28 protein-coding genes are annotated in these 24,064 nt (G+C 37.6%); 15 read left to right on the top strand and 13 right to left on the bottom strand.

The window, feature by feature from the left end:
• Positions 1-2: 2 nt before the first annotated feature.
• The gene (locus R8G33_01950; GenBank protein MDW3094415.1) at positions 3-296 is read right to left on the bottom strand and encodes a DUF1244 domain-containing protein; all 294 of its coding nucleotides are present in this window, start codon (positions 294-296) and stop codon (positions 3-5) included.
• Positions 297-375: 79 nt separating this feature from the next.
• Here R8G33_01950 and mobA point away from each other — a divergent pair, with 79 nt between their 5' ends.
• The 3 genes from mobA (at position 376) to R8G33_01935 (ending at position 3,105) form a co-directional block, all read left to right on the top strand.
• Positions 376-966: a molybdenum cofactor guanylyltransferase MobA gene (gene mobA, locus R8G33_01945; GenBank protein ID MDW3094414.1), complete on the top strand. Its 591-nt coding sequence runs from the start codon at positions 376-378 to the stop codon at positions 964-966.
• A gap of 4 nt (positions 967-970) precedes the next feature.
• Positions 971-1,504, top strand: coding sequence for a molybdopterin-guanine dinucleotide biosynthesis protein B (gene mobB / locus R8G33_01940; GenBank protein MDW3094413.1), 534 nt, complete (start codon positions 971-973; stop codon positions 1,502-1,504).
• A gap of 287 nt (positions 1,505-1,791) precedes the next feature.
• Positions 1,792-3,105 carry a citrate synthase gene (locus tag R8G33_01935; protein MDW3094412.1) on the top strand — a complete coding sequence of 438 codons (1,314 nt, stop codon included), beginning with the start codon at positions 1,792-1,794 and terminating at the stop codon, positions 3,103-3,105.
• A 53-nt stretch (positions 3,106-3,158) separates the two neighbouring features.
• Here the strand turns inward: R8G33_01935 and R8G33_01930 are convergent, their stop codons facing one another.
• The 4 genes from R8G33_01930 to R8G33_01915 form a co-directional block, all read right to left on the bottom strand.
• A complete protein-coding gene (locus tag R8G33_01930) occupies positions 3,159-4,322 on the bottom strand; it encodes a homoserine O-acetyltransferase (GenBank protein MDW3094411.1) in 1,164 nt (387 codons plus the stop codon).
• A gap of 92 nt (positions 4,323-4,414) precedes the next feature.
• Positions 4,415-4,903, bottom strand: a complete 489-nt coding sequence (locus R8G33_01925; protein ID MDW3094410.1) for a disulfide bond formation protein B — start codon at positions 4,901-4,903, stop codon at positions 4,415-4,417.
• Positions 4,904-4,924: 21 nt separating this feature from the next.
• Positions 4,925-5,278 (bottom strand): VanZ family protein, encoded by a 354-nt coding sequence (locus R8G33_01920; protein MDW3094409.1) that lies wholly within the window; start codon positions 5,276-5,278, stop codon positions 4,925-4,927.
• Between the two features lie 70 nt (positions 5,279-5,348).
• A complete protein-coding gene (locus R8G33_01915; GenBank protein ID MDW3094408.1) occupies positions 5,349-5,891 on the bottom strand; it encodes a mismatch-specific DNA-glycosylase in 543 nt (180 codons plus the stop codon).
• Between the two features lie 111 nt (positions 5,892-6,002).
• On the opposite strand from R8G33_01915, the gene R8G33_01910 reads away from it, so the two are divergent.
• Complete coding sequence (locus R8G33_01910) at positions 6,003-6,680, top strand: MBL fold metallo-hydrolase (protein ID MDW3094407.1); 678 nt, start codon at positions 6,003-6,005, stop codon at positions 6,678-6,680.
• 267 nt (positions 6,681-6,947) lie between these two features.
• Positions 6,948-7,775 (top strand): DUF692 domain-containing protein, encoded by an 828-nt coding sequence (locus tag R8G33_01905; protein MDW3094406.1) that lies wholly within the window; start codon positions 6,948-6,950, stop codon positions 7,773-7,775.
• Between the two features lie 177 nt (positions 7,776-7,952).
• Here the strand turns inward: R8G33_01905 and R8G33_01900 are convergent, their stop codons facing one another.
• The 3 genes from R8G33_01900 to R8G33_01890 all read right to left on the bottom strand — a co-directional run bounded on the left by R8G33_01900 (position 7,953) and on the right by R8G33_01890 (position 9,365).
• Positions 7,953-8,321 carry a CbiX/SirB N-terminal domain-containing protein gene (locus R8G33_01900; protein ID MDW3094405.1) on the bottom strand — a complete coding sequence of 123 codons (369 nt, stop codon included), beginning with the start codon at positions 8,319-8,321 and terminating at the stop codon, positions 7,953-7,955.
• 238 nt (positions 8,322-8,559) lie between these two features.
• Positions 8,560-8,925, bottom strand: a complete 366-nt coding sequence (locus R8G33_01895; protein ID MDW3094404.1) for a hypothetical protein — start codon at positions 8,923-8,925, stop codon at positions 8,560-8,562.
• Positions 8,926-9,065: 140 nt separating this feature from the next.
• The gene (locus R8G33_01890) at positions 9,066-9,365 is read right to left on the bottom strand and encodes a hypothetical protein (GenBank protein MDW3094403.1); all 300 of its coding nucleotides are present in this window, start codon (positions 9,363-9,365) and stop codon (positions 9,066-9,068) included.
• Positions 9,366-9,475: 110 nt separating this feature from the next.
• On the opposite strand from R8G33_01890, the gene msrB reads away from it, so the two are divergent.
• Positions 9,476-9,982 carry a peptide-methionine (R)-S-oxide reductase MsrB gene (gene msrB, locus R8G33_01885; GenBank protein ID MDW3094402.1) on the top strand — a complete coding sequence of 169 codons (507 nt, stop codon included), beginning with the start codon at positions 9,476-9,478 and terminating at the stop codon, positions 9,980-9,982.
• A gap of 45 nt (positions 9,983-10,027) precedes the next feature.
• On the opposite strand, the gene R8G33_01880 is transcribed toward msrB, so the two are convergent.
• Positions 10,028-10,225: a hypothetical protein gene (locus tag R8G33_01880; GenBank protein MDW3094401.1), complete on the bottom strand. Its 198-nt coding sequence runs from the start codon at positions 10,223-10,225 to the stop codon at positions 10,028-10,030.
• A 626-nt stretch (positions 10,226-10,851) separates the two neighbouring features.
• Here R8G33_01880 and sat point away from each other — a divergent pair.
• Positions 10,852-12,036, top strand: coding sequence for a sulfate adenylyltransferase (sat, locus tag R8G33_01875; protein ID MDW3094400.1), 1,185 nt, complete (start codon positions 10,852-10,854; stop codon positions 12,034-12,036).
• Positions 12,037-12,091: 55 nt separating this feature from the next.
• On the opposite strand, the gene R8G33_01870 is transcribed toward sat, so the two are convergent.
• Positions 12,092-12,805 carry a DUF3379 family protein gene (locus R8G33_01870; GenBank protein MDW3094399.1) on the bottom strand — a complete coding sequence of 238 codons (714 nt, stop codon included), beginning with the start codon at positions 12,803-12,805 and terminating at the stop codon, positions 12,092-12,094.
• A 2-nt stretch (positions 12,806-12,807) separates the two neighbouring features.
• On the bottom strand, positions 12,808-13,362 hold the full coding sequence (locus R8G33_01865; GenBank protein ID MDW3094398.1) for a sigma-70 family RNA polymerase sigma factor: 555 nt from the start codon (positions 13,360-13,362) through the stop codon (positions 12,808-12,810).
• 228 nt (positions 13,363-13,590) lie between these two features.
• Between R8G33_01865 and R8G33_01860 the strand changes: the two genes are divergently transcribed.
• Positions 13,591-13,767, top strand: coding sequence for a DUF2892 domain-containing protein (locus R8G33_01860; GenBank protein MDW3094397.1), 177 nt, complete (start codon positions 13,591-13,593; stop codon positions 13,765-13,767).
• Between the two features lie 112 nt (positions 13,768-13,879).
• Complete coding sequence (locus R8G33_01855; GenBank protein ID MDW3094396.1) at positions 13,880-14,194, top strand: 2Fe-2S iron-sulfur cluster binding domain-containing protein; 315 nt, start codon at positions 13,880-13,882, stop codon at positions 14,192-14,194.
• A 51-nt stretch (positions 14,195-14,245) separates the two neighbouring features.
• Here the strand turns inward: R8G33_01855 and R8G33_01850 are convergent, their stop codons facing one another.
• Entirely contained in the window at positions 14,246-15,022 is a 777-nt protein-coding gene (locus R8G33_01850) for a nuclease-related domain-containing protein (protein ID MDW3094395.1), read from the bottom strand.
• Between the two features lie 442 nt (positions 15,023-15,464).
• Between R8G33_01850 and R8G33_01845 the strand changes: the two genes are divergently transcribed.
• Entirely contained in the window at positions 15,465-16,871 is a 1,407-nt protein-coding gene (locus R8G33_01845) for a hypothetical protein (protein MDW3094394.1), read from the top strand.
• A 10-nt stretch (positions 16,872-16,881) separates the two neighbouring features.
• Here R8G33_01845 and R8G33_01840 read toward each other — a convergent pair whose 3' ends face one another.
• Positions 16,882-17,880, bottom strand: coding sequence for a MerR family transcriptional regulator (locus R8G33_01840; protein ID MDW3094393.1), 999 nt, complete (start codon positions 17,878-17,880; stop codon positions 16,882-16,884).
• A gap of 553 nt (positions 17,881-18,433) precedes the next feature.
• Here R8G33_01840 and urtA point away from each other — a divergent pair.
• The 5 genes from urtA to urtE all read left to right on the top strand — a co-directional run bounded on the left by urtA (position 18,434) and on the right by urtE (position 23,980).
• On the top strand, positions 18,434-19,672 hold the full coding sequence (gene urtA / locus R8G33_01835) for an urea ABC transporter substrate-binding protein (protein MDW3094392.1): 1,239 nt from the start codon (positions 18,434-18,436) through the stop codon (positions 19,670-19,672).
• 80 nt (positions 19,673-19,752) lie between these two features.
• Positions 19,753-21,393 (top strand): urea ABC transporter permease subunit UrtB, encoded by a 1,641-nt coding sequence (gene urtB / locus R8G33_01830; protein ID MDW3094391.1) that lies wholly within the window; start codon positions 19,753-19,755, stop codon positions 21,391-21,393.
• A gap of 4 nt (positions 21,394-21,397) precedes the next feature.
• Positions 21,398-22,543, top strand: a complete 1,146-nt coding sequence (gene urtC, locus R8G33_01825) for an urea ABC transporter permease subunit UrtC (GenBank protein MDW3094390.1) — start codon at positions 21,398-21,400, stop codon at positions 22,541-22,543.
• Entirely contained in the window at positions 22,543-23,289 is a 747-nt protein-coding gene (gene urtD / locus R8G33_01820; protein MDW3094389.1) for an urea ABC transporter ATP-binding protein UrtD, read from the top strand. The genes urtC and urtD overlap by 1 nt, the downstream gene beginning before the upstream one ends.
• 1 nt (position 23,290) lies before the next feature.
• Positions 23,291-23,980, top strand: coding sequence for an urea ABC transporter ATP-binding subunit UrtE (gene urtE / locus R8G33_01815; protein ID MDW3094388.1), 690 nt, complete (start codon positions 23,291-23,293; stop codon positions 23,978-23,980).
• Positions 23,981-24,064 lie beyond the last annotated feature (84 nt).

The raw sequence follows: 24,064 nt of genomic DNA, 5'->3' as shown, positions 1-24,064 counted from the left end.
GATTATTTTTTATTTGCATTAAATGCTGCCAGCTGTTCTGGTGTTGCCTCTTTTTGATATTTGTCTTTCCACTCAGAATAGGACATACCATAGACCTGCTCACGTGCTTGGTCATAATCAACTTCAAGACCTTGATCTTTTGCAGCTGCTACGTACCACTTCGACAAACAATTACGACAAAAATCTGCCAAGTTCATTAAATCGATATTTTGCACATCTGGTTTAGATTGAAGATGTTCAACGAGTCGGCGATATACTGCAGCTTCAATTTCCGTTTGCTTATTGTCATCAGTCATGTATTTATGCTCCTAGTTAAGCGCGAAACCTTTATAATCAAATTACTCAGTATTTTACCTTGAAGTGCTCTAATCCAACATGAAAACACACAACAATATTACTGGTCTTATCCTCGCAGGTGGACTTGCGCGCCGCATGGGTGGGACAGACAAAGGCCTCATAACACTAGAAGGACGGCCAATTATTTCCTATATTATTGATGCTTTAGCACCTCAAGTCAGTTCAATACTGATAAACGCTAATCGTAACATTAGCACTTATAAAGAATATGGCTACGATGTGATTAGCGATGATATTGAAGATTTTCAAGGCCCGCTTGCAGGTATGGCGAGTGGACTAAAGCATTGCCAAACTGACTATATTGCAACTGTACCGTGTGACGGCCCATTTCTACCTAAAAATTATGCTGATATTCTTATGCATGCCGCTAGTGAAGCAAACAGTATGATTAGCGTAGGATTTGACGGAAAACGCCTTCAGCCGGTTTATGCCCTTATTCACCGTGATCTATTAAACGATTTGGTCGATTATCTTGATGCTGGTGAACGCAAAATTGATCGCTGGTACGATAAACACCAATTCGCACAAGCCGATTTCTCTACTTCTGCTGATATGTTTACCAATATCAACACACCAGAAGATCTGCAATCTGCTATTCAATTACTCTAAATTTATGATGAATATACAAAATTGCCCCACTCCTTTAATTGGATTCTGCGCTTTCAGTGGTACAGGCAAAACCACCTTACTGACTAAATTAATTCCAATCCTAAGCAATCAAGGTATTCGACTAGGTGTGATTAAACATGCCCATCACAATTTTGATGTCGATCATGCAGAAAAAGACAGTTACAAATTGCGCCACGCTGGTGCGACTCAAATGATCATTTCTTCATCACGTCGCTGGGCCTTGATGACAGAATTACATGAAAATGAATCAGAGCTAGCACTGCCTGATCTTATTGAGCAAATTGATCATAAAAACATTGATTTAATATTGGTTGAGGGATTCAAGAACGTTTCTTTTCCTAAAATCGAATTACACCGCCCTTCGCTTGGCCACCCAATTATGTGTATTGAAGACCCAAATATAATTGCCTTTGCTACTGATCAAGTCTGCGAAGTATCTAAAGAAGTAATTTGTTTAGATATCAATGAACCTAAGGAGATAGCGACATTTATCCGTAGTCACTTTAAGCTGAGCTAGTTGATAAATGTGTGTTGCAACGCCGTTTATTCAATTAGATATCCTCTATACTCCCGACTCATGTAAAATAGCTCGGCAAATTAAAGAGTAACGAACAATATCAACGCTTACTATTAAACCTTCAATGGTTTTTTTCGAGCGTTTAAAATAAATAATATCAATTAGTTATATCAATTTTTTAATTAGATTTATGATGTACTGTCAACGAGTAAAATTCGCTGCACCGGCCACCAATCTGTGCGCCTTTCAATCAACGGACGTTGAACTAGAATCCAGGAGGACTAAACATGTCTAGTCAATCAAAGAAAACCGTCACTATTACTGACAATACCACTGGCAAGCAAGTTGAATTGCCTGTTTTAGAAGGTACTGACGGCCCAGGTACTATAGATATCAGATCACTCTATAAAGAACTTGGTTATTTCACTTTTGACCCAGGATTCATGTCCACTGCCAGCTGTGACAGCAAAATCACATTCATCGATGGCGCAGAAGGCCGCTTGTCTTATCGCGGTTACCCGATCGAGCAACTGGCTGAAAATAGCAGCTATGATGAAGTATGTTATTTATTACTTTATGGAGAATTACCTAACTCGACCCAATTAAGCAGTTACACCACCTCGATAAAAGACAGAAAGTTGCTTGATGAAAAAATGAGACGCTTCTTCTTAGGTTTCCGCCATGACGCTCACCCGATGGCTATGATGGTGGCATCGGTAGGTGCTTTAGCAGCGTTCTATCACGAAGAGGTAGATGTTCATGATCCTGTTTCAAGAGAGATAGCCGCACATCGATTAATTGCTAAAATGCCAACTATTGCAAGTTGGTGTTACAAATTTGCACTTGGCCATCCTTTCAATTATCCAAATATTGAACTGGATTATACTGCTGACTTTCTACACTTGCTTTACAGCATGCCAGGTCGACTGCACAAGCCAACTCCAACAATGGTTCGTGCTATGGATTTAATATTAATCTTGCACGCAGATCATGAACAAAATGCATCAACATCAACTGTACGTTTAACTGGCAGCTCTGAAGCTAGCCCTTTTGCTGCATTATCAGCAGGTATTGGTTCACTATGGGGACCAGCGCATGGTGGTGCAAATGAAGCAGTGATTGTAATGCTGAATGAAATTGTGGAGTCAGGCAAAGATTTATCTCATTACATTGCACGTGCTAAAGATAAAGATGATCGATTCCGCTTAATGGGATTTGGCCATCGCGTCTATAAAAATTATGATCCACGTGCAAAAATTATTCGTAAAATTTGTCACGACTTGCTTGACGAATTGGGCGATGACAATCCTAACAAGCCATTACTTAAAATTGCTATGGATCTAGAAAAGATTGCACTTGAAGATGAATACTTCATTAAACGCAAGCTATATCCAAACGTTGATTTCTATTCAGGCATTATTTTCCAAGCAATCGGAATTCCTGTCAGCATGTTCACTGTTATCTTTGCGTTATCACGCACAGTCGGATGGTTAACACATTGGATGGAAATGATGAGTGATCCTGAAGGAAGAATTGGTCGACCTCGGCAACTTTACACAGGTTACGCTGAAAGAGATTACGTTGACATCAATAAACGTTAGTCCCTACTAGTAGACAGCTCTCAGCCAGTATTGTTAGTGCAATACTGGCTTTTTTATGTATTAGCGTTTTGTTCGAAAAAGTTTCGCATCACTGGTGCAAAGTGCGCCTCATCTACTAAAAACGAATCGTGACCATTGATTGAATCAAGCTGCACAAACTCAACCGGTCGACCAGTTTTTCTTATACCATCTGCAATTTCTTGTTGCTGGTGAACTGGAAATAAAATATCAGTTTCCACACCAATAATTAACGCACTCTTTGCTTGAATCATTGCAAGACCAGCGTTAACTGAACCCCCGTGATCAGCAACATCAAATAGGTCCATTGCTCTAGACAAATATAAATAACTATTTGCATCAAACGTTTTAACAAATTTATGTGCGTTGTAATCCAAGTAAGATTCAACTTCAAATTCAATACCAAACCGATCATTAGATTTCCGATCAGCACTAATACGTGCACGATTGAAACGTTGATGCCACTCTTCCGCAGCTCGATATGACATTAACCCCAACTTACGTGCTAACACCATTCCACTTGTAGGCTCTTCATTAGGATCATATAGACCATTTTTAAAAGCAGGATCACATCGTATAATTTCCCGCTGCAAAGAGCGTACTGCTATGGTAAATGGCAAAGCTCTAGTCGCAGCCGAAATTGAAATTAAATGATCAACTTCTTGCGGATACATTAAGGCATACGCTAATGCTGACATGCCACCCATAGAGCTGCCAACTACTGTATGCAAATGATCAATACCTAAATCTAATAGAGCATGATGGGCAGACTTTGCCACATCCTCAATACTTAAATCAGGAAAATCTAAGCCGTAAACTTTTCCTGTTTCAGGATTAATTGATGCTGGACTAGTAGAACCAAAGCAACTCCCTAAGGTGTTCACACATACAACATAGTATTTATTAGTATCAATGGGTTTTTCAGGACCTATCATGTATTCCCACCAGCCCTTATTCTGATCCTGCTCAGAAGAGCAGGCATGAGCAGATGGCGAAAGCCCACCAAACACTAGCACTACGTTGTCATTGTTATCTGACAAAGTCCCCCAGGATTCGTACGCAATTACAACCTCTTTTAGTACGCCGCCTCGATGCATGACAAAATCACCGGTTCCGTAATCGCCTCTTAATGTAACGAATTTAGTCGCCGCTGTGGCACGCAAATGAGTTTGTTTAACGTCCAATGTACTAGTACTCATATTTATCCAACTTTATACACGCAAAACCTAAGGTTAAATTATATCTACTATTAAATTTCAACGCTAAGCTTTCTTGCCAATTTTATTGAACCTTAGCGTTTTTGGGTTTGCATATGGGCAACTAATACAATAATAATCAATACAATAAACAATAATAAGGTTTGCTGAGGAATTGTCATTCCTAAAAAAGTCCAACTCACTTCCGCACACTCTCCAGACCCGGTAAATATGCGCTTTATTACATCTCCGAGTGGAAACACTTCTAACATATAAGTTAAATCAGGACCACATTCAGGGACTTCCTCTGGCGGTAACCCTTGTAACCATATATGCCGTGCAGCCACTCCTACCCCAGCCAAACCAAATAGAGTAGCAAAACTCGTGTATAGCCAACGCATCACACCGCTTGAATTATGAATAAATGCAATCAAACATATCGCAGCAATGGTTAAGAGTATTACTCTATCCACCATACATAAAGGACAGGGCTCCAAAAAAAGAACTGCTTCTAGATAATAGAGCGCAAACAATATTGAGGCGACTACTATTACTACTACCGATAAATTTAATATTCGATACATTTCATTTACTCTTTTTATATTTTATACAAGTCTTAATGCCTGATAAACATTAGTTCTTTTTAAAACAGGAACACAAATGATAAATAACAACACACCTATAGCATTAGCAGCGATATCTGCTAATGACGTATCTCTACCCGGAACAAATCCCTGCGCATACTCTATCAAGCCACTATAAACTAATATCAACACAGATTTAATCAACAATTGCTTACTAGACTCCCATGAGAAATCAAACATCATGATTAGCAGAAAATAACTAATACAGTGTATTAATTTGTCATTCCATATAACCGGCACTCCATGCCCGGAAGATGATAGTGATAACAGCATCGATAACAATATCATTGAGGCAAATACAATCCGAAATAACATTTTCAAAACAACATAGCCTCTATACAAGTTAAACTTTAATCATGATTAGATAGTTGCGATAAATGAAGGTTCACCCACACCTGAGCTTCTTGTAAAAATCCACTAATGTATCAAGACTATAAGCTGCATTTGCCGGACTAGGGTTTGGGCTAATAAATACTTTTGAATTGATAATATCAACATCATTAAAGCCCCATTTCCAGTTGTTCTTAACACCATAGGCATAATACATAAATTTATTCATAGCGATTTTCCCATGAAACCACACTAAATCAGGCGCATAGCATTGTATCTTTTCACGCAATACAGGTGCATCAGACTTGAAATCACTAGCTCGCAATTCGTGCCCCATAGCACTTACACGTTTTGCCACATCGGTAAAACCAATGGCATATTGTTTTAACAAAAGTGTATGAATATCCCGGGTTGGTATAATTTCAGTATCAATGATTTCAGCTTTATTAAATGCTTTCCAGAAACGATTACGAGGATTGGCAAAATAAAAACCTAGCTTTGCAGATGGAATCGAAGGATTTAAGCCAACCGACAAAATCTTTAACCCATAATCTATATAATCAGGTAAACAAGTTTTATTATTATTTACATCGGACATATCTTTGTATTTTAAAGTACTATCTTCTACATTATAAGATATAACCCAGTAGGCCCTTTAAAGCAGCTATTTTGGAGTACGACAGTGAATAAGACATATGAAATAACCACTATGGAATTAGGCCCGATGGAGAATTTCGTCTATTTGGTTACTGATCTTAAAACCAACCATGCCGCCGTAATTGATCCTGCATGGGATACTAAAAAAATTATCCAGAATGCTCAATCTAAAGACATAAAAATCACTGATATATTACTCACTCATAGTCATCATGACCATATCAATGGCGTTGAAGACATCCTCAACCTCTCAGACCCACGACTGCACATATTAAAAGATGAAGCAGATTTTGGAGAAATCAATCTCGGCAAACCCGCTTTGCATTATGGTGGGGACACACTAAAAATTGGTAGCACTGAGATAACTATACTTCACACACCAGGACATACTCCCGGTTCAGCATGTTATTTAATTAATAATATCGACATTATTACTGGTGACACATTATTCGTATTTGGTTGTGGACGATGCGACCTTCAGGGTGGAGACCCAGAGCAGATGTTTGCCACTTTGAAGAAAATGAAAACTGAGCTTGATCCTGACACCGTTATTCACCCCGGCCACAATTACGCCAGCAAAGATACTTCAAATTTTGGCGAACAAATATCCGGCAATCCATTTCTACATTTTCATTCATGTGACGATTTTGTCGAATACCGCATGCACACGCATGATAAAACCCGTCATACTCCATACCATCCAATCACAGCAAAAGAATTACTAAAATAAGTAATTTTTTGTAATTAACACGACTTTTGCAAGGTCTTATAATTTAATAACGCAGAGAAACAGCAAATACGCTGTCATTAAATGTTTACGTTAATATTTAAATTAGTTTTTTGTAGATCTGATAAAGGAAAACAAACGTGGAAAACCCAAAAGTTACTCCAAAAATATCTGGTGTTGTACTTGTAGCAGCAGGCATATTAAACGTCTGTAAAAATGACCGCAGATACAGCTGAAGTTGCTTCTAGAAATTATAAAAGGTTTCTTTAAGTGAACACAAAATTTCTTGGTTTTGGCGTAGGCCTAAGAACTGACCACTACCAATATGTTGTTGACAACAAACCCGATGTTGACTGGTTTGAAGTTATATCAGAAAACTTCATGGTGGAAGGCGGCAAGCCTAAATATTTTCTACATTCTGTTAGAGAAAATTATCCTATTGTTATGCACGGCGTATCGATGTCTATTGCAGGCACTGATCCATTAAACATGGATTACCTGAAAAAATTAAAAACCTTATCTTCTGAAGTACAACCCGAGTGGGTATCTGATCATTTGTGTTGGACTGGCGCCCAAGGTTTAAATAGTCACGACTTATTACCTGTTCCATACAATGACGAAGTCATTACACATATTGTTGATCGCATCCAACAAGTACAAGAAATTTTAGACAGGACATTAGTATTGGAAAACGTTTCTAGTTACCTCACTTATAACCAGTCTGAAATGGAAGAATGGGATTTCATTAATGCCATTGCTGATCGTGCTGGCTGTAAAATACTACTGGACATTAATAACATTTATGTCAGCTCACGCAATCATGAATTTTCAGCGCACACTTTTTTACACTCAATCAAAGCAGAACATATTCAACAGTTTCATTTGGCTGGGCATAGTGATTATGGTGATTATGTCATTGATACTCATGATCATGATGTGCCACCGGCAGTATGGGACTTATATGCTGATGCAGTGAAAAAATTTGGCTTAATCAGCACATTGATCGAAAGAGATGACAATATTCCACCATTTGAAGATTTACATGCCGAGATGATACAAGCACGAAAAATCGCAAATAATGCTCTAGCCTCGAATTAATAATTGGAGCAATGATGCACAACTTGTGTCTATCAAAGTCAGACTCAATCATTTACATTATTAGTCATTGCATTTCTAACAACGAGCCTATCGATAATATACATCGCCGTAAGCAATTAATTTGACTGGCTGAATCACGGCCAAGTAACTTTAATTATTACTTAGTAATAATGATTGTTAATTCTTACCTTCTGAAATGGCCACTAGCACGTCAATCATTTCATCAGCTTCACCAATATAAGGCGCTATATGTAAATTAACATCATTATATTGTTTCTTCTTCATATTGATTATTTCAGGCACATCCTCATGCACATGTCGCCCCGCAGACAAAAAGTATGGAAGAATCGTGATATCTGTAGCCCCCTGCATGACCAATTTATCAATTCCGTCTTGTATGGAGGGTTCTGCCAATTCCAAAAATGCATAAGCCGTTTGAGCATACTGATGCTTAACTCTGCAACTCAAAGATTCTGCCACTACGGCAATTTCAGCATTGGACTCAGTACGACGACTCCCATGGGCAACAAGCAATAAAGATTTCATTGGATAAAACGGGTCTTCAGCAGTTATTAGGTGACGTTATTCAACCACTTGAAGCGCTCTGAGACAAGGCAGAGATAGCAGTCTTGTACTATATATATCAAGGACATAAAAAAACCCGCAGTAATAAATTACTGCGGGTCAGCTTCAGAAGGAGAGAAACTACGGAATTAATTATAGATTGTAGGGGAAAAATTACTTTACACGTTATCGGTCGAAATCGACCGTTTAACAGGAATCACTATGAAGTTTTAGGTGAATTAACATTAAGTTTTGTAAGATTGGACTCATCAGCATCCCCACGGCGCAATTGGTCAGCCTTATAGATCACCATGGCAACACCTTGCTCATCAATTCTTATAACGATACCTGACATTCTTTGCATATCTCGTACTGTGCCATTTTCACGTACCACAATGACTTCAACACGACGTCCTTTCTGAAGATCATGATTATTTGGTAGATTCACGTATAGCCCCCCATCACTGACGTTGCCTTGCTTTGACTTCAATGTCGGCTTACCAGGGCGTTTGATTATCACTTCACCATCGATAGGTTCTCGCTTACTACGAGGATAATGCATACTATTTTCCGTTAATTTAGACAAATTGACCAATTCCCAGCCTTTTTAGAGGCTATCCACAGGCTACTATAAAATACATCTATGAGTTGGAGGTATTCCGACAATATTCCCAGATTCAAGCCTATGCGGTCGCTCAAACTGTGGTAAATAATTAATATTTACAATTAAGACTCCACCCACTTTCTAAACGTTTTCCAATCTGCATCTAGAATTTCTATGTTACTTCTATCGACACTATCAAAGTGACGTCGTGTGAGCAGAAAACTCACAAAAGGTAATTGGTAAAATACTATAGCTAACAGCATAAATGCCGCTCCTATCCAAAATGAAGAGTTCTCCAGTGTCACTACTTTTGTGTACCAAAACAGCGCAGAAGCCACAATTAAGACAGCCACCAGGCCAGAAGTCAGATTGCGATTGATTTTAAGAAAATATTGTTTAACGTCTGCTGGATTATTGCTCATATTATTAATAGCTTTTGTATATAGTGATCACTAAATCATCTAACTGAAGTGTAAGATTACACTGTGTATACATGGTCTAATAGTTATTATAGCCAACACATTAAAGCAACATGAAACTATCTAAATCACGCAGAACTCTCTTATTAGCCTTATTTGGCTTTGGAGGATTTGTCTATTTACAGATACTATCTGGCAAGAGCAAACAATTATATACAGCAGCAAGTGACATTGAAACGTTAGAGCTCAGCGATAAAGAATGGAAGCAAAGATTATCCGAGGATGCTTATCATGTGCTAAGAAAAGGTAAAACTGAATTACGCCGGTCGAGCCCATTAAACAGAGAGTGGCGACCTGGGGTATATTTCTGCCAAGGCTGTAACTTAGATCTTTTTACTTCAGAAATGAAGTATGAAAGTAATACTGGCTGGCCTAGTTTTACCGATCATATCCGCGGACACTTAGTGACCTATACTGATTTGTCTGCAATTCCACCACAGAGAGGTTATAAATGTGCACGTTGTGAGGGGCATCATGGCCATTTATTCATGGATGGACCATTACCAACAGGAGAACGTTGGTGCAACAATGGTATCTCATTGCATTTTGTGGCTACGTAAAGAATTGTGAGGATCTACAAACTAATACAGCTAGAAATATTGCTATTATGCGTTGGTGATAAAGACTACTAGCAGCCCTAAACTTACTACAAGATAAATACTCAAGCCAAAGGTAAATTTATTGCGTTTTTGATGATCAACGATAAGTGCTCCTGACTTCAGTTCCTGAGAACGTTCAAAACCATTGAACATCACTAGCAAACCGGCAAACCAAGCAACGATGACCGCACTTGTTAACAACATAAATAAATTCCTTGAGATAGCTACTTAAAAATTACGAATTCAGATTAGCATGGTGTCCTAAAATACGATGTGATCGGATTAACATTTTTTATTTAGATTTTAAGTAGATAGAACATTTTTCAGATAGAATTTTTTACAGGAAAAAACAAGTTAACACCGTATATCTCACTAATTGTTGGTGAGTTTTTCGCCAAACAACTATCACTTAATTCAAAATTAAATGAATTCACAAATATAAAGAGATTTAACATGATTGAAGCACAAATTTTTAATTAAACACCTCAAATCATTCAGCCAGCAGTTAATTATAAAGAGACCTGAATCAAGGCCAATACCATTGAAAGGAGAAGTGCTTGAAGACGCCGTCTATAAGAGAGAAATGCAAAAATATTAGCCACATTTTTCTGACCAAAAATTGCATTTGGCAAAGCCTGTTTAATTACAGAAATTGGAGCTGCAGGTTTAAAAGAATAATGAAGTAAATAAGGCCACTAAGTTTGCGTGTATTTGTGTTAGTGATACTATTCTTATACGAGTAGACGAGAACATTAGATATAGTCTATTCACCTACCAATACAGATAGAAAATAATAATATCGACATAAATTTAACCAGGAGGAGATTGCGATGATAAAACCGCATGGAAGTGCACAGCTCACCCCACTTTATGTGGAAAATGATGAGCAGCGTGCTGCACTATTAAAGGAAGCAGAGACGCTACCTAGATTACTAGTCAATTCTGCCACCGCGGCAAATGCAGTTATGCTTGGTGCCGGATATTTTACTCCCCTAGCAGGCTACATGAATAAGGCGGATGCCATTTCAATTGCCAATAACCTGCATACAAGTACTGGCCTATTTTGGCCAACACCCGTATTAAATTTATGTGAAGACGTTTCCAAAATAAGCGGACACAAAAGAATTGCTTTACTGGATCCAAACGTAGATGGAAACCCAGTTATCGCTATACAAACAGTTGATAACATTGAGCAACTCAGCGATGAAGAATTAAATCTCATTACTGAAAAAGTCTACGCCACTAAAGATAAACAACATCCCGGTGTAGCTACTTTCACTTCTCTTGGTAATTACGTAGTTTCAGGACCGGTAGAAGTATTGAATTTCAGCTATTTCGAAACAGATTTTCCTGGCACCTTCAGAACTGCAGGACAAATTCGTTCAGAAATTGAAGAACGAGGTTGGAATAAAACTGTTGCTTTCCAAACGCGTAATCCTATGCATCGTGCTCATGAAGAGCTATGCAAGATGGCCAAAGAAGCTACACATGCAGATGGAGTACTCATACATATGTTACTAGGCCAACTAAAGCCTGGTGACATCCCTGCTCCTGTGCGTGATGCAGCCATCCGTAAGATGGTGGAATTATACTTCCCTACAAACACTGTGATGATAACAGGCTATGGCTTTGACATGCTTTATGCTGGCCCTAGGGAAGCGGTATTACACGCTGTGTTTAGACAAAATTGTGGTTGCACACATTTCATTATCGGCCGCGATCATGCTGGTGTTGGAGATTACTATGGCGCATTTGATGCACAAACGATCTTTGATGATCAAGTACCCAATGGTGCATTAGAAATAGAAATTTTTAATGCTGACCATACTGCATATTCAAAGAAACTAGATAAAGTTGTCATGATGCGCGACGCACCTGATCATAGTAAAGAAGACTTTGTGTTGCTTTCTGGCACTAAGGTTCGTGAGATGTTAGCAGCCGGTGAAGACTTACCTATGGAGTTCGCCAGACCTGAAGTTGCTAAAATTCTCATGGAACATTACCAAAATAGTTAGACATAAAAAAAGCGCTTCCAATTATGGAGGCGCTTTTTTAAATATTGAGATTTATTTAAATGAATGTCATCAAGGAGCTATTTAATCTAGCTTCAAATAGCTTCAACGACTCTTCATCTTCAGACAATATCGCTAATGTACCTTTATTGGTATTCATTAGGACCCCCTTGAAAAAATGATCGCTAATACGCACACTTTTTTCATTGTCCAACTCTTTCGGGAAAACAATTAATGTCACTGGTGCATTCTCACCAGCAAACACGATATGCACGCCCACTTGATCTTGAATTACGCAGTTACCAGCATGCGTAGCATAACCAATATTTTCGTTAGCTCTCACACCATGAGGTTTTAACAACTGATTAAGACTTTCAAGTGTGACATGGCCTTTATCTTCCAATACCCATAGTTCTTCATGAGCATGCTCTAAAATCACTTCAGCTATTGCAGGAGGTGTATTAATGGTAGACACAATTGACACAGCAAAAACAAGTATGACACTAGCCGCTATTGCACTCCATCGAAATTTGTTTGCACCTTCTTTTTCTTTTTTCTTGTTAAGATTATGCTCAACTAATATGCGAGCAGCCAACCCTTCAGGGACATCTACATCTACTGCTTTTTTAAGTACAGAATTGAACTTCAACTGTTTCTCGTAAAAAGATTTACACGTTGGACAACCATTAACATGGCTCACAAAAGCACTACTCTTATCTGTAATATCGGTAGTAATAATGCGTCTCGCCGCCAAGCAATTCATGTCATCCATAACTATATTGAGACCACATTGGTCTCATCCTCTTCAAGTAGCTTTCTTAATTTTTGTCTGGCTCTAAACACTCGTGTCATTACCGCGCCAGGTTTAGCATTTATGATGGTAGCGATCTCATCACATGAATACCCACCGATGACTTGTAACACCAATGGCTCGGCATATGATGCTGGCAATTGTCGCAGTGCGGCACGAACGGCTATATTGTCTACATTTGCGAAATCATCATCTACAGTTGCAAACACTTCCACCATTTCATCATCTAAGGTGGTTAATTCTGCTTGAGAACTTTTTTTCTCAAACCGACGTGCATTCTCACGTCGAAGGATAGTAAAAAGCCAACTTTTTGCCGCATTAGCATCTTTTAGTGAATCAATTGCTCGCCAGGCACGTAAAAATGTCTCTTGCACCAAATCTTCAGCAATCGCACTGTCCTTGCTCAACCAATATCCGTATCTATAAAGATCTTTCGAATAGGCGTGAACCATGGACTCAAACCCTTGCTCTTTTGTATTCATAACTCTAAGACCTGACTGATCAAGACTATCTTTCATAATATTTTCAATTTAGACGATTAATATCACACAAATCGACATACGGGGAGCTCCTCCAAGCTTAGGATGCAAAAGATCTTTAAAACGCAGAAACTCAGCATTATCCTGTACGAAGATTCAGTTCCTGCTAGGTCCCTTTAATTATACGTAGTATATTGCACACAATCGTAAGACTATTTATTATTGACAGACAGACAAATAACACTATTTTAACTGGGGTAATTAATTATGGTATGTAACGTAGGCGATACAGAGAGGATGGCAAGAATACTTATTGGACTCTTAATTATTACAATTGGCTTTATATTTTCATCCTGGTGGGGTGTAATTGGAATCATACCAGTATTCACTGGAGTAATGGGATGGTGCCCAGCGTACTTACCTTTTAATATTTCTACTAACTAGATTAGCGATTTAAATGCAATTAAGTTTCATGAATATGTAAATTATGATTTATATACCGCCCTGTTAATTTTTAGGGCAATACATTGGAAGTAACATAGCTTGGAGATTTAGCATGTTTGGAATAGGAAAAAAGAAGGACTTCACCGCAACTATTGTCAATTCTGGTCAGAGTTTTGAAGTTAAGGGCGGAATCAATTTACTTCAAGCTGCATTGAATGCAGGTATCGAGTGGCCACATGATTGTCGCGTTGGCAGCTGTGGCTCATGTCGGGCAACTATTAAGAGTGGAAAAGTTAAGGCATTAAATGATTTTTCTTACGTACTTGATGGAGAACAGCTAAAAAATGGAATGGTTTTAGCTTGCCAGTCCAGACTTCAAAGTGACATTGAAGTTGAAGTAGATTTTGAGCAAGGCGCTATAAATTAAACAGTTTAAATCAAGCACGAGCAAATACTCGTGCTTGATACACAATTAAATTTAACTAATCCTATTTTTATTTATTAGCTTAGCAATATGATAGTTAAGCAATGTTTTATCGTTATCAGATAAAACTTCTCTGCGCTCTTCTAATACTTTCTTCATTTCGCGTGGATTAATTACTTGAACTACCACATGTTCGCGTGGCGCTCTTACAAACCATTTAGGGAAAACCACCAAACATTCGACGTCAATTGGCTTACCAAGACTTGCATAGAGCTTATTTTCGATCCATTGCTTAACTGTCTTTAAAGGTTCAATAGGATTCGCATCAGGTCGATATCCATTGAGAAGAATTTGCTCATTGCCGTAGTTTATTATCGCCTCATCATTCGAAGGCGTTATCCAGTCACACACATTAATTAACACTATGCCCGTTTGATTCGCAATTACATAATCGACCTTCTCCTTACCCACCACAACATCTTTGTAGACTGAACTTCCGGTTTGGTCACTATGCTCTTTAATGATGTTTGCTAATAATGGTTCCCCACGCTTGCCCAAGTATAAAAAACGGAAGTGGTCTTTATAATCTGCTAGTTGATAAACAACAAAAACCAAAGATGCCACAAACAATCCAAAAATAACGATAGGCATTGGGGGAATATCCATATACCAGCGATATATTTCTAACAATAAGAAAGCAAACAAGAACCCTGTAATCAAAAAATAAGGGCGAATCCTCTGATCTAACTTTTCACGTACAATACTATCTTGATGATTTACTCGAGGTTCTTCGAGCACGTCATTATACTCAGCTGCATTTTCCGATTGCATATTACTCACCATGTTAATTATTCAAAAATTTATATAATTATTATCATCGCTTTACGTAAGCAAAAACGATGTTCGACTCCAATGGCAAATAACATAGCAATCAATAACATAGCGTTATTATGGAAACTGATGAGCGTATTTAGGTGTTGGTTAAATGGATCAAAGAAAAATTGAAGCTACTATTCATTACTATCAATGGAAATGCAGCGCATAGTTAGCATAGATTAAAAATCTCTACAAAAAACAACAATACTCACCAAAATTCAGATAGTTAATAGTCACAAGACAAATGGATTAAGTCATTTACGAGAAAAAGCAATATTCCTTAAATCTACTTGCAAAAAAGTGTACTCATTCATAGTTTCCAATATCGTTCTGCAATAACATCCGCTTACTAATACTTAATATTTCGCAAATCTAGCAATAAAACAGAACTAAGCTCATGCCCAATAAATTATTATTCCTAGAATTCAATGAAATATGCATTGATTTAATAGACTCATGGATAGCTGAAGGAAGATTGCCGAATTTCAGTAAATTACGTAATGATTCTATGTATTTCAATACTTTATCTGATGAGCAAACTACGAATTTAGAACCATGGATTCAATGGCATTCAATCCATGTCGGCAAATCATATAATACTCATAAAGTGTTTGAGCTTACTGATGGCACTAGATGTAAATTTGAGAATATCTGGCAAGCCATAAAAAACGATGGTCATAATGTTGCATCTATAGGATCAATGAATGTAAAAGCATTCACCGGAGAACAATGTGCATATATTCCAGACCCATGGTGTAATAGCCAAAAATCTCACCCTGAAGAATTGCAGCAACCATATAATTTTATATCTGAAAGTGTCATAGGCCATTCTAATAACAATAAAAACAGCGTATCAGACAACCTGAAAACTTTAATCAGCCTATGGAAAAATGGTTTAAGCAGCAGCACCCTACTTCAAATCATAAAACAGCTGATTCTACAAAAAACCAATCATAAAAAGCATAGCTGGAAAAGTGCAACATTACTCGACTTGATACAACTTGATCTAGCAAAAAAAGTTATAAAAGATAAGGATCCAAAATTTATTTCATTCTTCTCAAATAGCGTTGCTCATTACCAACATGCCTATTGGCGTTACCTTCAACCGGAAAAATTCTCAAGCAATATTGGCAAAGAAAACTACAATCTCTATAAAGATGCAATTTATTTCGGATATTCAAAACTAGATCAATTGCTAGGAAAATTTATGACGATTGCAGAAAAGCATGACTATAAATTAGTCGTCTGTTCTGCATTAAGTCAACGCCCATATTTAGCATACGAAAACTCTGGCGGCCGGCACTACTACCGCCTGAAAGATGAATTATCTTTTTTAAGCCAGCTAGATATCGATGCCAATCAAGTTGAGATCCATCCTATAATGGCTCAACAATACAAATTGACAATTAAAGATCCTTCCAAAACTGATTACTACGTAGAATTGTTATCACAAGTCAAGATGGCTGATGAAGATACCCAAGTGTTTGATGTAACATATGAAGAAACTGGAATTCTCAATTTTGGCAGTCAAATATTTAGTGCAATCGGGGATGATGCTGAAATAGTTGTTAAAGACAGACGCATTAAATTCTATGATTCACTTTACAAAATGGAAGACATCAAGAGTGGCGAGCATGATCCTTCCGGCCTACTATTCTTACCAAAAGATGTAAGTTATACCAAGCAGCCTGACACTATCATTTCCATTCTAGACATAACACCAACACTCCTCGATATATTTGGTGTTACGCCATCAAATAAATTTAAAGTCACGTGCGAGGGACAGTCCTTAGTCTCGAATTAACTAAAGCTAACTATATTTTTATATTTTCGTGTTTGATTACATGGGCTAAGGCATCTTCAAGTATCGCTCGTGATTGTGCTGACGTAGCATGCAAATAGGCATGCAAATTTGCATCTTGTTCATTCTTACTCTCACATTCAGCACTATATATCTCAAAAGATACCAAGCTATTAATAAGATCTGACAAATGCTTTGGGCACTCACATTGTATAGATGATGATATTCTAGCCAAGCTACCTAATTGTTTAGAACTGTAACGTCGAGTAGGTATAGAATCTTCTAAGTACACTGTAGAATTTTGAGTAGCAATTAAATTTTTAGAATCACCACCAGCACGGTCCATACACAATCTAGCCAATTCATGTACATCGATAGATGAGCGTATGGCACTCACTTGGGGACTTTGCAATTGATTAATTTCTATTTGCGACCCAAATCCATACAAAACAATCACATGCCAAACACCCATTTCTTTAAGCAATGTAGACACGTATTTTCTGACCTCTTCATTAATTGTGGGCCGCTCTATAATTGCCACATGCACCAATGAATTTGGTTGTGTTTTATCCCAACTTTCTATGGAATCAACATGCCCAAGTAACTCTATGCCGTTAAAGTCAGACATACCATCAAGTACTCTCAATGGAAAATCTTCTCCTAATAGTAATACCCGACATGACTGGCTATTTGAAATCTGTTGATTATCATTAGCTTTTCCTAAATTAGAACCTAGCTCACTTAACTGCACACTATTTTCCCATTTACTTTTTAGCTCATGTAGAGACAGTCGTGCAATTGTACCAATTGAATTTCCTGCATCAGATAAGTTTTTTAGCAGAAATAACTTCGATAGATCATCACTACTATAAACACGGTCACCCGATTCAGATCGACTTGGCACAATCGCTTGGTATCTCCTTTCCCACGCTCTTAGTGTTTCAGTTCCTATTCCTGTGATCTTAGAAACAGCACCGATCTTATATTCATCTTTACAAATTTGAGAATCCATTATAATTTTCCTCGTATATTTACAATTTATGTACAATAAACACATAACCAGTATTTGTACATATCTAATAATCTATACGAACATTAATGTACATATTTTGTTTATATAATATCAATGCAGCTGCCAGATTTGTACGATTTTATGCATTTAATGTTTTTAAACTTAAGTCAATCAAGCATTAATCAATCGCTGAAAACCTTTCAAACCTAATAAATTGAATTAAATATGCACCAATTTAAATCATTATAAATTCGGCTTGCACTAAAGTCGGACATTCCAATCATATTAAATTAATGAAGTAATACATAAGAAGAGCTAGATATTTGATAAAATTATATAATAAATTCAATAAGTTAATAAACTTAGTTAGTAATATCTTTACTAAATATATTTTGTGGCACAAATCGTGAACCTACCAAACTAAGGGCATTACGCACAATGACAATGCATCTATGCACATGAACTTGATGTAAGCCCTGTTTAGAACTTTGAATATTAACCACTGGAGAATTTAATGAAAAAGTTGAGTTTGTGGTCTGTGTTATGTGTTGCGATGATTGCATGGTCATCAAACGCATTCTCAGACACTATTAAAGTAGGCGTACTTCATTCCTTATCAGGAACCATGGCAATTAGTGAGACAACACTTAAAGATACTGTATTAATGATGGTAGAAGAACAAAATAAGGCTGGCGGTCTTTTAGGCAAGCAGTTAGAAGCGGTAGTAGTAGATCCTGCCTCTGATTGGCCTTTGTTCGCTGAAAAAATGCGTGAGCTAATTGAAGTTCATGAGGTCGATGTGATTTTTGGTTGCTGGACATCAGTTTCCAGAAAATCTGTACTTCCTGTTGTTGAAGAATTAAATGGACTTTTATTCTATCCAGTCCAATACGAAGGTGAAGAGTCTTCTAAGAACGTCTTTTACACAGGAGCTGCACCTAACCAACAAGCGATTCCAGCAGTTGACTATCTAATGGATGGTGGCGTTGAACGTTGGGTTTTAGCAGGAACAGACTACGTCTACCCTCGCACTACCAACAAAATTCTAGAGTCATATCTAAAGCTTAAAGGTGTAGATGAGAAAGACATCATGATCAATTACACACCTTTCGGTCACTCTGACTGGCAGACAATTGTTTCTGACATCAAGCAATTCGGTTCAGCCGGCAAGAAAACAGCAGTTGTTTCCACCATTAATGGTGATGCAAATGTGCCGTTTTACAAAGAGCTGGGCAACCAAGGTATGTCAGCAGAAGATATTCCAGTAGTTGCATTCTCTGTTGGTGAAGAAGAACTTTCAGGTATTGATACTGCACCATTAGTTGGTCACCTAGCTGCTTGGAATTATTTCCAAAGCGCTGAAAGTGATGAGAATGATAAGTTCATCGAAGCATGGCAAACATTTATTGGTAACGAAGATCGTGTTACCAATGACCCAATGGAGGCAACATACATTGGCTTCAAAATGTGGGCACAAGCAGTCGAAACAGCTGGCACTACAGAGGTAGATAAAGTTCGTCCCGCAATGTATGGATTAGAAATTCCAAACTTAACTGGCGGTACTGCAGTAATGAATACTAATCATCACTTATCTAAGCCTGTCTTAATTGGTGAGATTCAAGATGATGGCCAATTTGAAATTGTTTGGTCAACAGATAGCGAAGTTATCGGTGATGCTTGGACTGACTATCTTCCGGAAAGCGCAGTAATCGTGTCTGATTGGTCTGATCCTGCAATCAACTGCGGTAACTACAATACCGAGACCAAGAAATGTTCCGGTCAAAATTACTAAATTATAATTAGTTAACCTTGTACTCTCGGTACAAATTGGGCGCTCCAATATTGGAGCGCCCTTTTATAATAATAATTAAAATGCTGTCAAAATTAACATTTATCTTGTTACTCTCTTCTCTGCTAGCAGGGTTATCTCTTGCAGACGAAAATAGTACTAATGACTCAAAGTTAAACTTTTCTGACTTAGTCGCAAGCTTGACAACTAAAAAGTTTGATGAAAAAGAAGTCATCATAAAAAATATACAGCAATCAGGGCATAAACGATCTCTAACCATTTTATCTAAATTATTAGATGGAAAACTTTATTATAAGAAAGACGATAAATTAATAGTCATTGCAAACATTCAAAACAAAACAGCTAGCATTATAAACGCCAGCAGCGGTGAACCACTTGGAGACATCGCCAAAAAGAAACTTAAAAAAGTTGGTATCAACAACAAGTTAAGACGCGCCTTAAATTCTTCCATTGCCCAATTAAGCTTAGCTGATAGTAATCCCAAAGTCAGAAAATCTGCTGCAGTAGAAATGTTCAAGAATATGGATGACGAAACATCTGAAATATTAGAACAACGACTCGGCGTGGAAAAAGATAAAAATGTCATTAGCGCATTGCAAACAGCAATATATATCAACCAATTAAACGCGCCTGTTCACGAAGAAAAAATTATTGCTATCGAAGCACTATCTGACTCACTTTACCCTGAAGTACGCGTGGCGTTAAAAGAACTTGAAAAAAATCTTTCTGGAAATACACAAACTCTAAAATCTCAATCATTGCTTAAATCAACACGCACTTCATTGACAAAAATTGAATCTAGAGTGGGTATATACAAACAAATTGAAAATATATTTTTCGGTGTTAGCTTGGGATCAGTGTTATTACTTATTGCGGTTGGCTTAGCAATCACCTTTGGTGTCATGGGAGTAATTAACATGGCTCACGGTGAAATGCTAATGTTAGGCGCTTACACTACTTATATTATCCAGCTAGTACTGCCGAATCATATTGAATACTCAATACTCATCTCAATACCGACTGCCTTTATTTTTACAGGACTTGTTGGTATAGGCATTGAACGTGGCATTATTAGATTTCTCTATGGTCGTCCTTTAGAAACTTTATTAGCCACTTTCGGTATTAGTTTAATCTTGCAACAGGCAGTGCGTACACTTATCTCACCACAGAATCGTGCAGTCTCTACCCCTGACTGGTTGAGTGGTTCACTTGAAATTAATCCAGCTTTATCACTTACCTATAACCGACTCTATATCATAATATTTGCTTTAATCGTCCTTGCCGGACTAATGCTATTACTCAATAAGTCAAGGTTTGGCCTACAAGTCAGAGCAGTGACTCAAAACCGCTCTATGGCAAAAGCGATGGGCATTAGAACCGATTGGGTAGACGCATTCACTTTTGGTTTAGGCTCTGGAATTGCTGGAATTGCTGGTGTTGCACTTAGCCAATTGACTAACGTGGGTCCTAACTTAGGTCAAACTTATATTATTGATTCATTTATGGTCGTCGTATTTGGCGGTGTAGGGAATTTATGGGGCACTTTATTCGGTGCAATGACTTTAGGAATTGCAAATAAATACTTGGAACCATTTTCTGGCGCTGTGTTAGCAAAGATAATCGTACTGGTATTTATTATCTTATTCATACAAAAAAGACCACGAGGCATGTTTGCCTTGAAGGGTCGCTCAGTTGACAGCTAACACTATGGAAAAATCTCTTATACAACGGTTACTACTGTCTGACACAGGAAGCAAAATACTCACAATAGTGATTGTTATTTCTGCCATCATAGTTCCTGCATTAAACTTACTTACGCCGGTAGATTCTGTTCTACATATATCAACCTATACAGTAACTTTATTAGGCAAGTATTTATGTTATGCCTTATTGGCTCTATCAGTTGATTTGGTTTGGGGCTATTTAGGGATACTCAGCCTAGGACATGGTGCGTTCTTTGCGTTAGGCGGCTATGCCATGGGCATGTATTTAATGCGTCAAATTGGTGATCGAGGTGTATATGGTAACCCACTTTTACCAGACTTTATGGTGTTTTTAAACTGGGATTCACTTCCTTGGTACTGGCTTGGCTTCAATCATTTCTCAATGGCACTATTAATGATATTGCTAGCTCCTGGAATTCTTGCTTTCGTTTTTGGCTGGTTAGCATTCCGTTCGCGTGTCACTGGTGTGTATTTATCTATCATGACACAAGCGATGACTTATGCACTAATGTTAACTTTCTTTCAGAATGATTTTGGATTTGGTGGTAATAACGGATTAACTGATTTCAAAGAGATATTGGGATTCAACCTGCAAGACAACACCACACGATGTGCATTATTTTTTACATCTGCTGTTGCATTGTTATCTGGTTACGCATTATGTAAATACATTGCTCAGTCTCGTCTTGGAAGTCTAGTTATGGCGATTCGAGATTCAGAGAGTCGCGTGCGATTTATGGGTTATCGTGATGAACATATAAAATTATTCATCTTTGTTGTATCTGCCTTATTAGCAGGAATTGCCGGTGCATTATATGTACCACAAGTCGGTATTATTAATCCAAGTGAGTTTGCACCTATCCGTTCAATCGAGCTTGTTATATGGGTTGCCATTGGTGGTCGAGGCACATTGTATGGAGCTGTACTAGGAGCATTTGTTGTCAATTATGCAAAAACATTCTTTACTGCATGGGCACCTGAAGCTTGGTTATTTATATTAGGCAGCATGTTCGTGTTCGTAACGGTATTTATGCCAAAAGGATTAGTCGGAATTTACAATCAAGTCATCACTCGCAATACTAAAAATAAATCGATCAAACAATCGCTTGCCAATATGAAGAAATCATAATGGATAAAAATGAATCTATATTATATTTGAATAATGTCTCTGTTAGTTTTGACGGATTCAAAGCGATCAATGAACTGAGTCTTTACATAGACAAGAATGAACTACGTTGCATAATTGGCCCTAATGGTGCTGGCAAAACAACCATGATGGATATTATTACTGGTAAAACAAATCCAGACGAAGGCGAAGTCTATTTTGGAGATCACATAGACTTAACCACTAAAGATGAAGCAGAAATTGCCAATTTAGGCATTGGTCGAAAATTTCAAAAACCTACTGTATTCGAGAATCACAGTGTATTTGAAAATTTACAACTTGCTCTAGAAGGTCATCGCAATATATTAAGCAATTTGTTTTATAAACTGAGCGAAGATCAACGCAACAAAATTGATTATTCACTAGAAACTATTGGCCTTGAATCTGAAAAATATAGAATGGCTGGCGAATTATCTCATGGGCAGAAGCAATGGTTAGAAATCGGCATGTTAATCACCCAGAATCCCCAAGTGCTTCTAGTTGATGAACCTGTTGCAGGAATGACACACCAGGAATCTGAACGCACAGCTGAATTACTTACATCTCTCGCTGAACGACATTCAGTAGTTGTTGTGGAACATGATATGGAATTTGTTAGATCTATTGCAAAACGAGTTACCGTATTACACCAAGGATCTGTCCTCGCTGAGGGCAGCATGGATAAAATCCAAAGCGATCCTAAAGTGATTGAAGTTTACTTGGGAGATTAATATGTTAAAAGTTTCTTCAATCAATCAATACTATCGAGAAAGCCACACACTATGGGATCTATCATTAGACGTTCCCGAAGGGAGTGTGACTTGTCTAATGGGTAGAAATGGTGTCGGCAAAACCACCTTACTGAAATGCATAATGGGATTAGAATCTACTACTGATGGGTCTATTCAATTTAAAGATATAGATATCACTAGATTAAATGCTGAAAAACGCGCCGTTCATAAAATTGGTTATGTACCACAAGGTAGGGAAATATTTTCTCAACTGACTGTGGAAGACAATTTAAACACTGGCTTAGTTGCAAATAAATCCAAGCAATTACCATCAATTATCTTTGAGTTATTTCCTGTTCTAAAAGAAATGTTGCACCGAAGAGGTGGAGATTTATCTGGTGGTCAACAACAACAACTAGCACTTGGTCGCGCATTGGCCATTGAACCCGAATTATTAATACTTGACGAACCAACTGAAGGGATACAACCAAACATAGTTCGTGAAATAGGCGACATTATACAAAAATTAAATGAAGAACTTGGACTCACTGTACTATTAGTCGAACAGAAGTTACCTTTTGCAAGACGTGTTGCATCAAACTTTTGTATATTAGAAAAAGGTCGTGATGTTGCACAAGGTGCAATGAATGAGTTAGATGATCACTTAATTGATAAATACTTGAAGGTTTAAAATAATTCTAGGAGAAACTTATGCACTCTAAATTAACAAATATTTGCCTTTATTTAACACTAATGATTCTTGCTACACCCGCAC

Source organism: Gammaproteobacteria bacterium (assembly GCA_033344735.1).
In the GTDB taxonomy this organism is placed as follows: Bacteria; Pseudomonadota; Gammaproteobacteria; order UBA4575; family UBA4575; genus UBA1858.
Note: the sequence above shows the minus strand (reverse complement) of the source record. Positions and strands in the feature narration are given on the sequence as shown.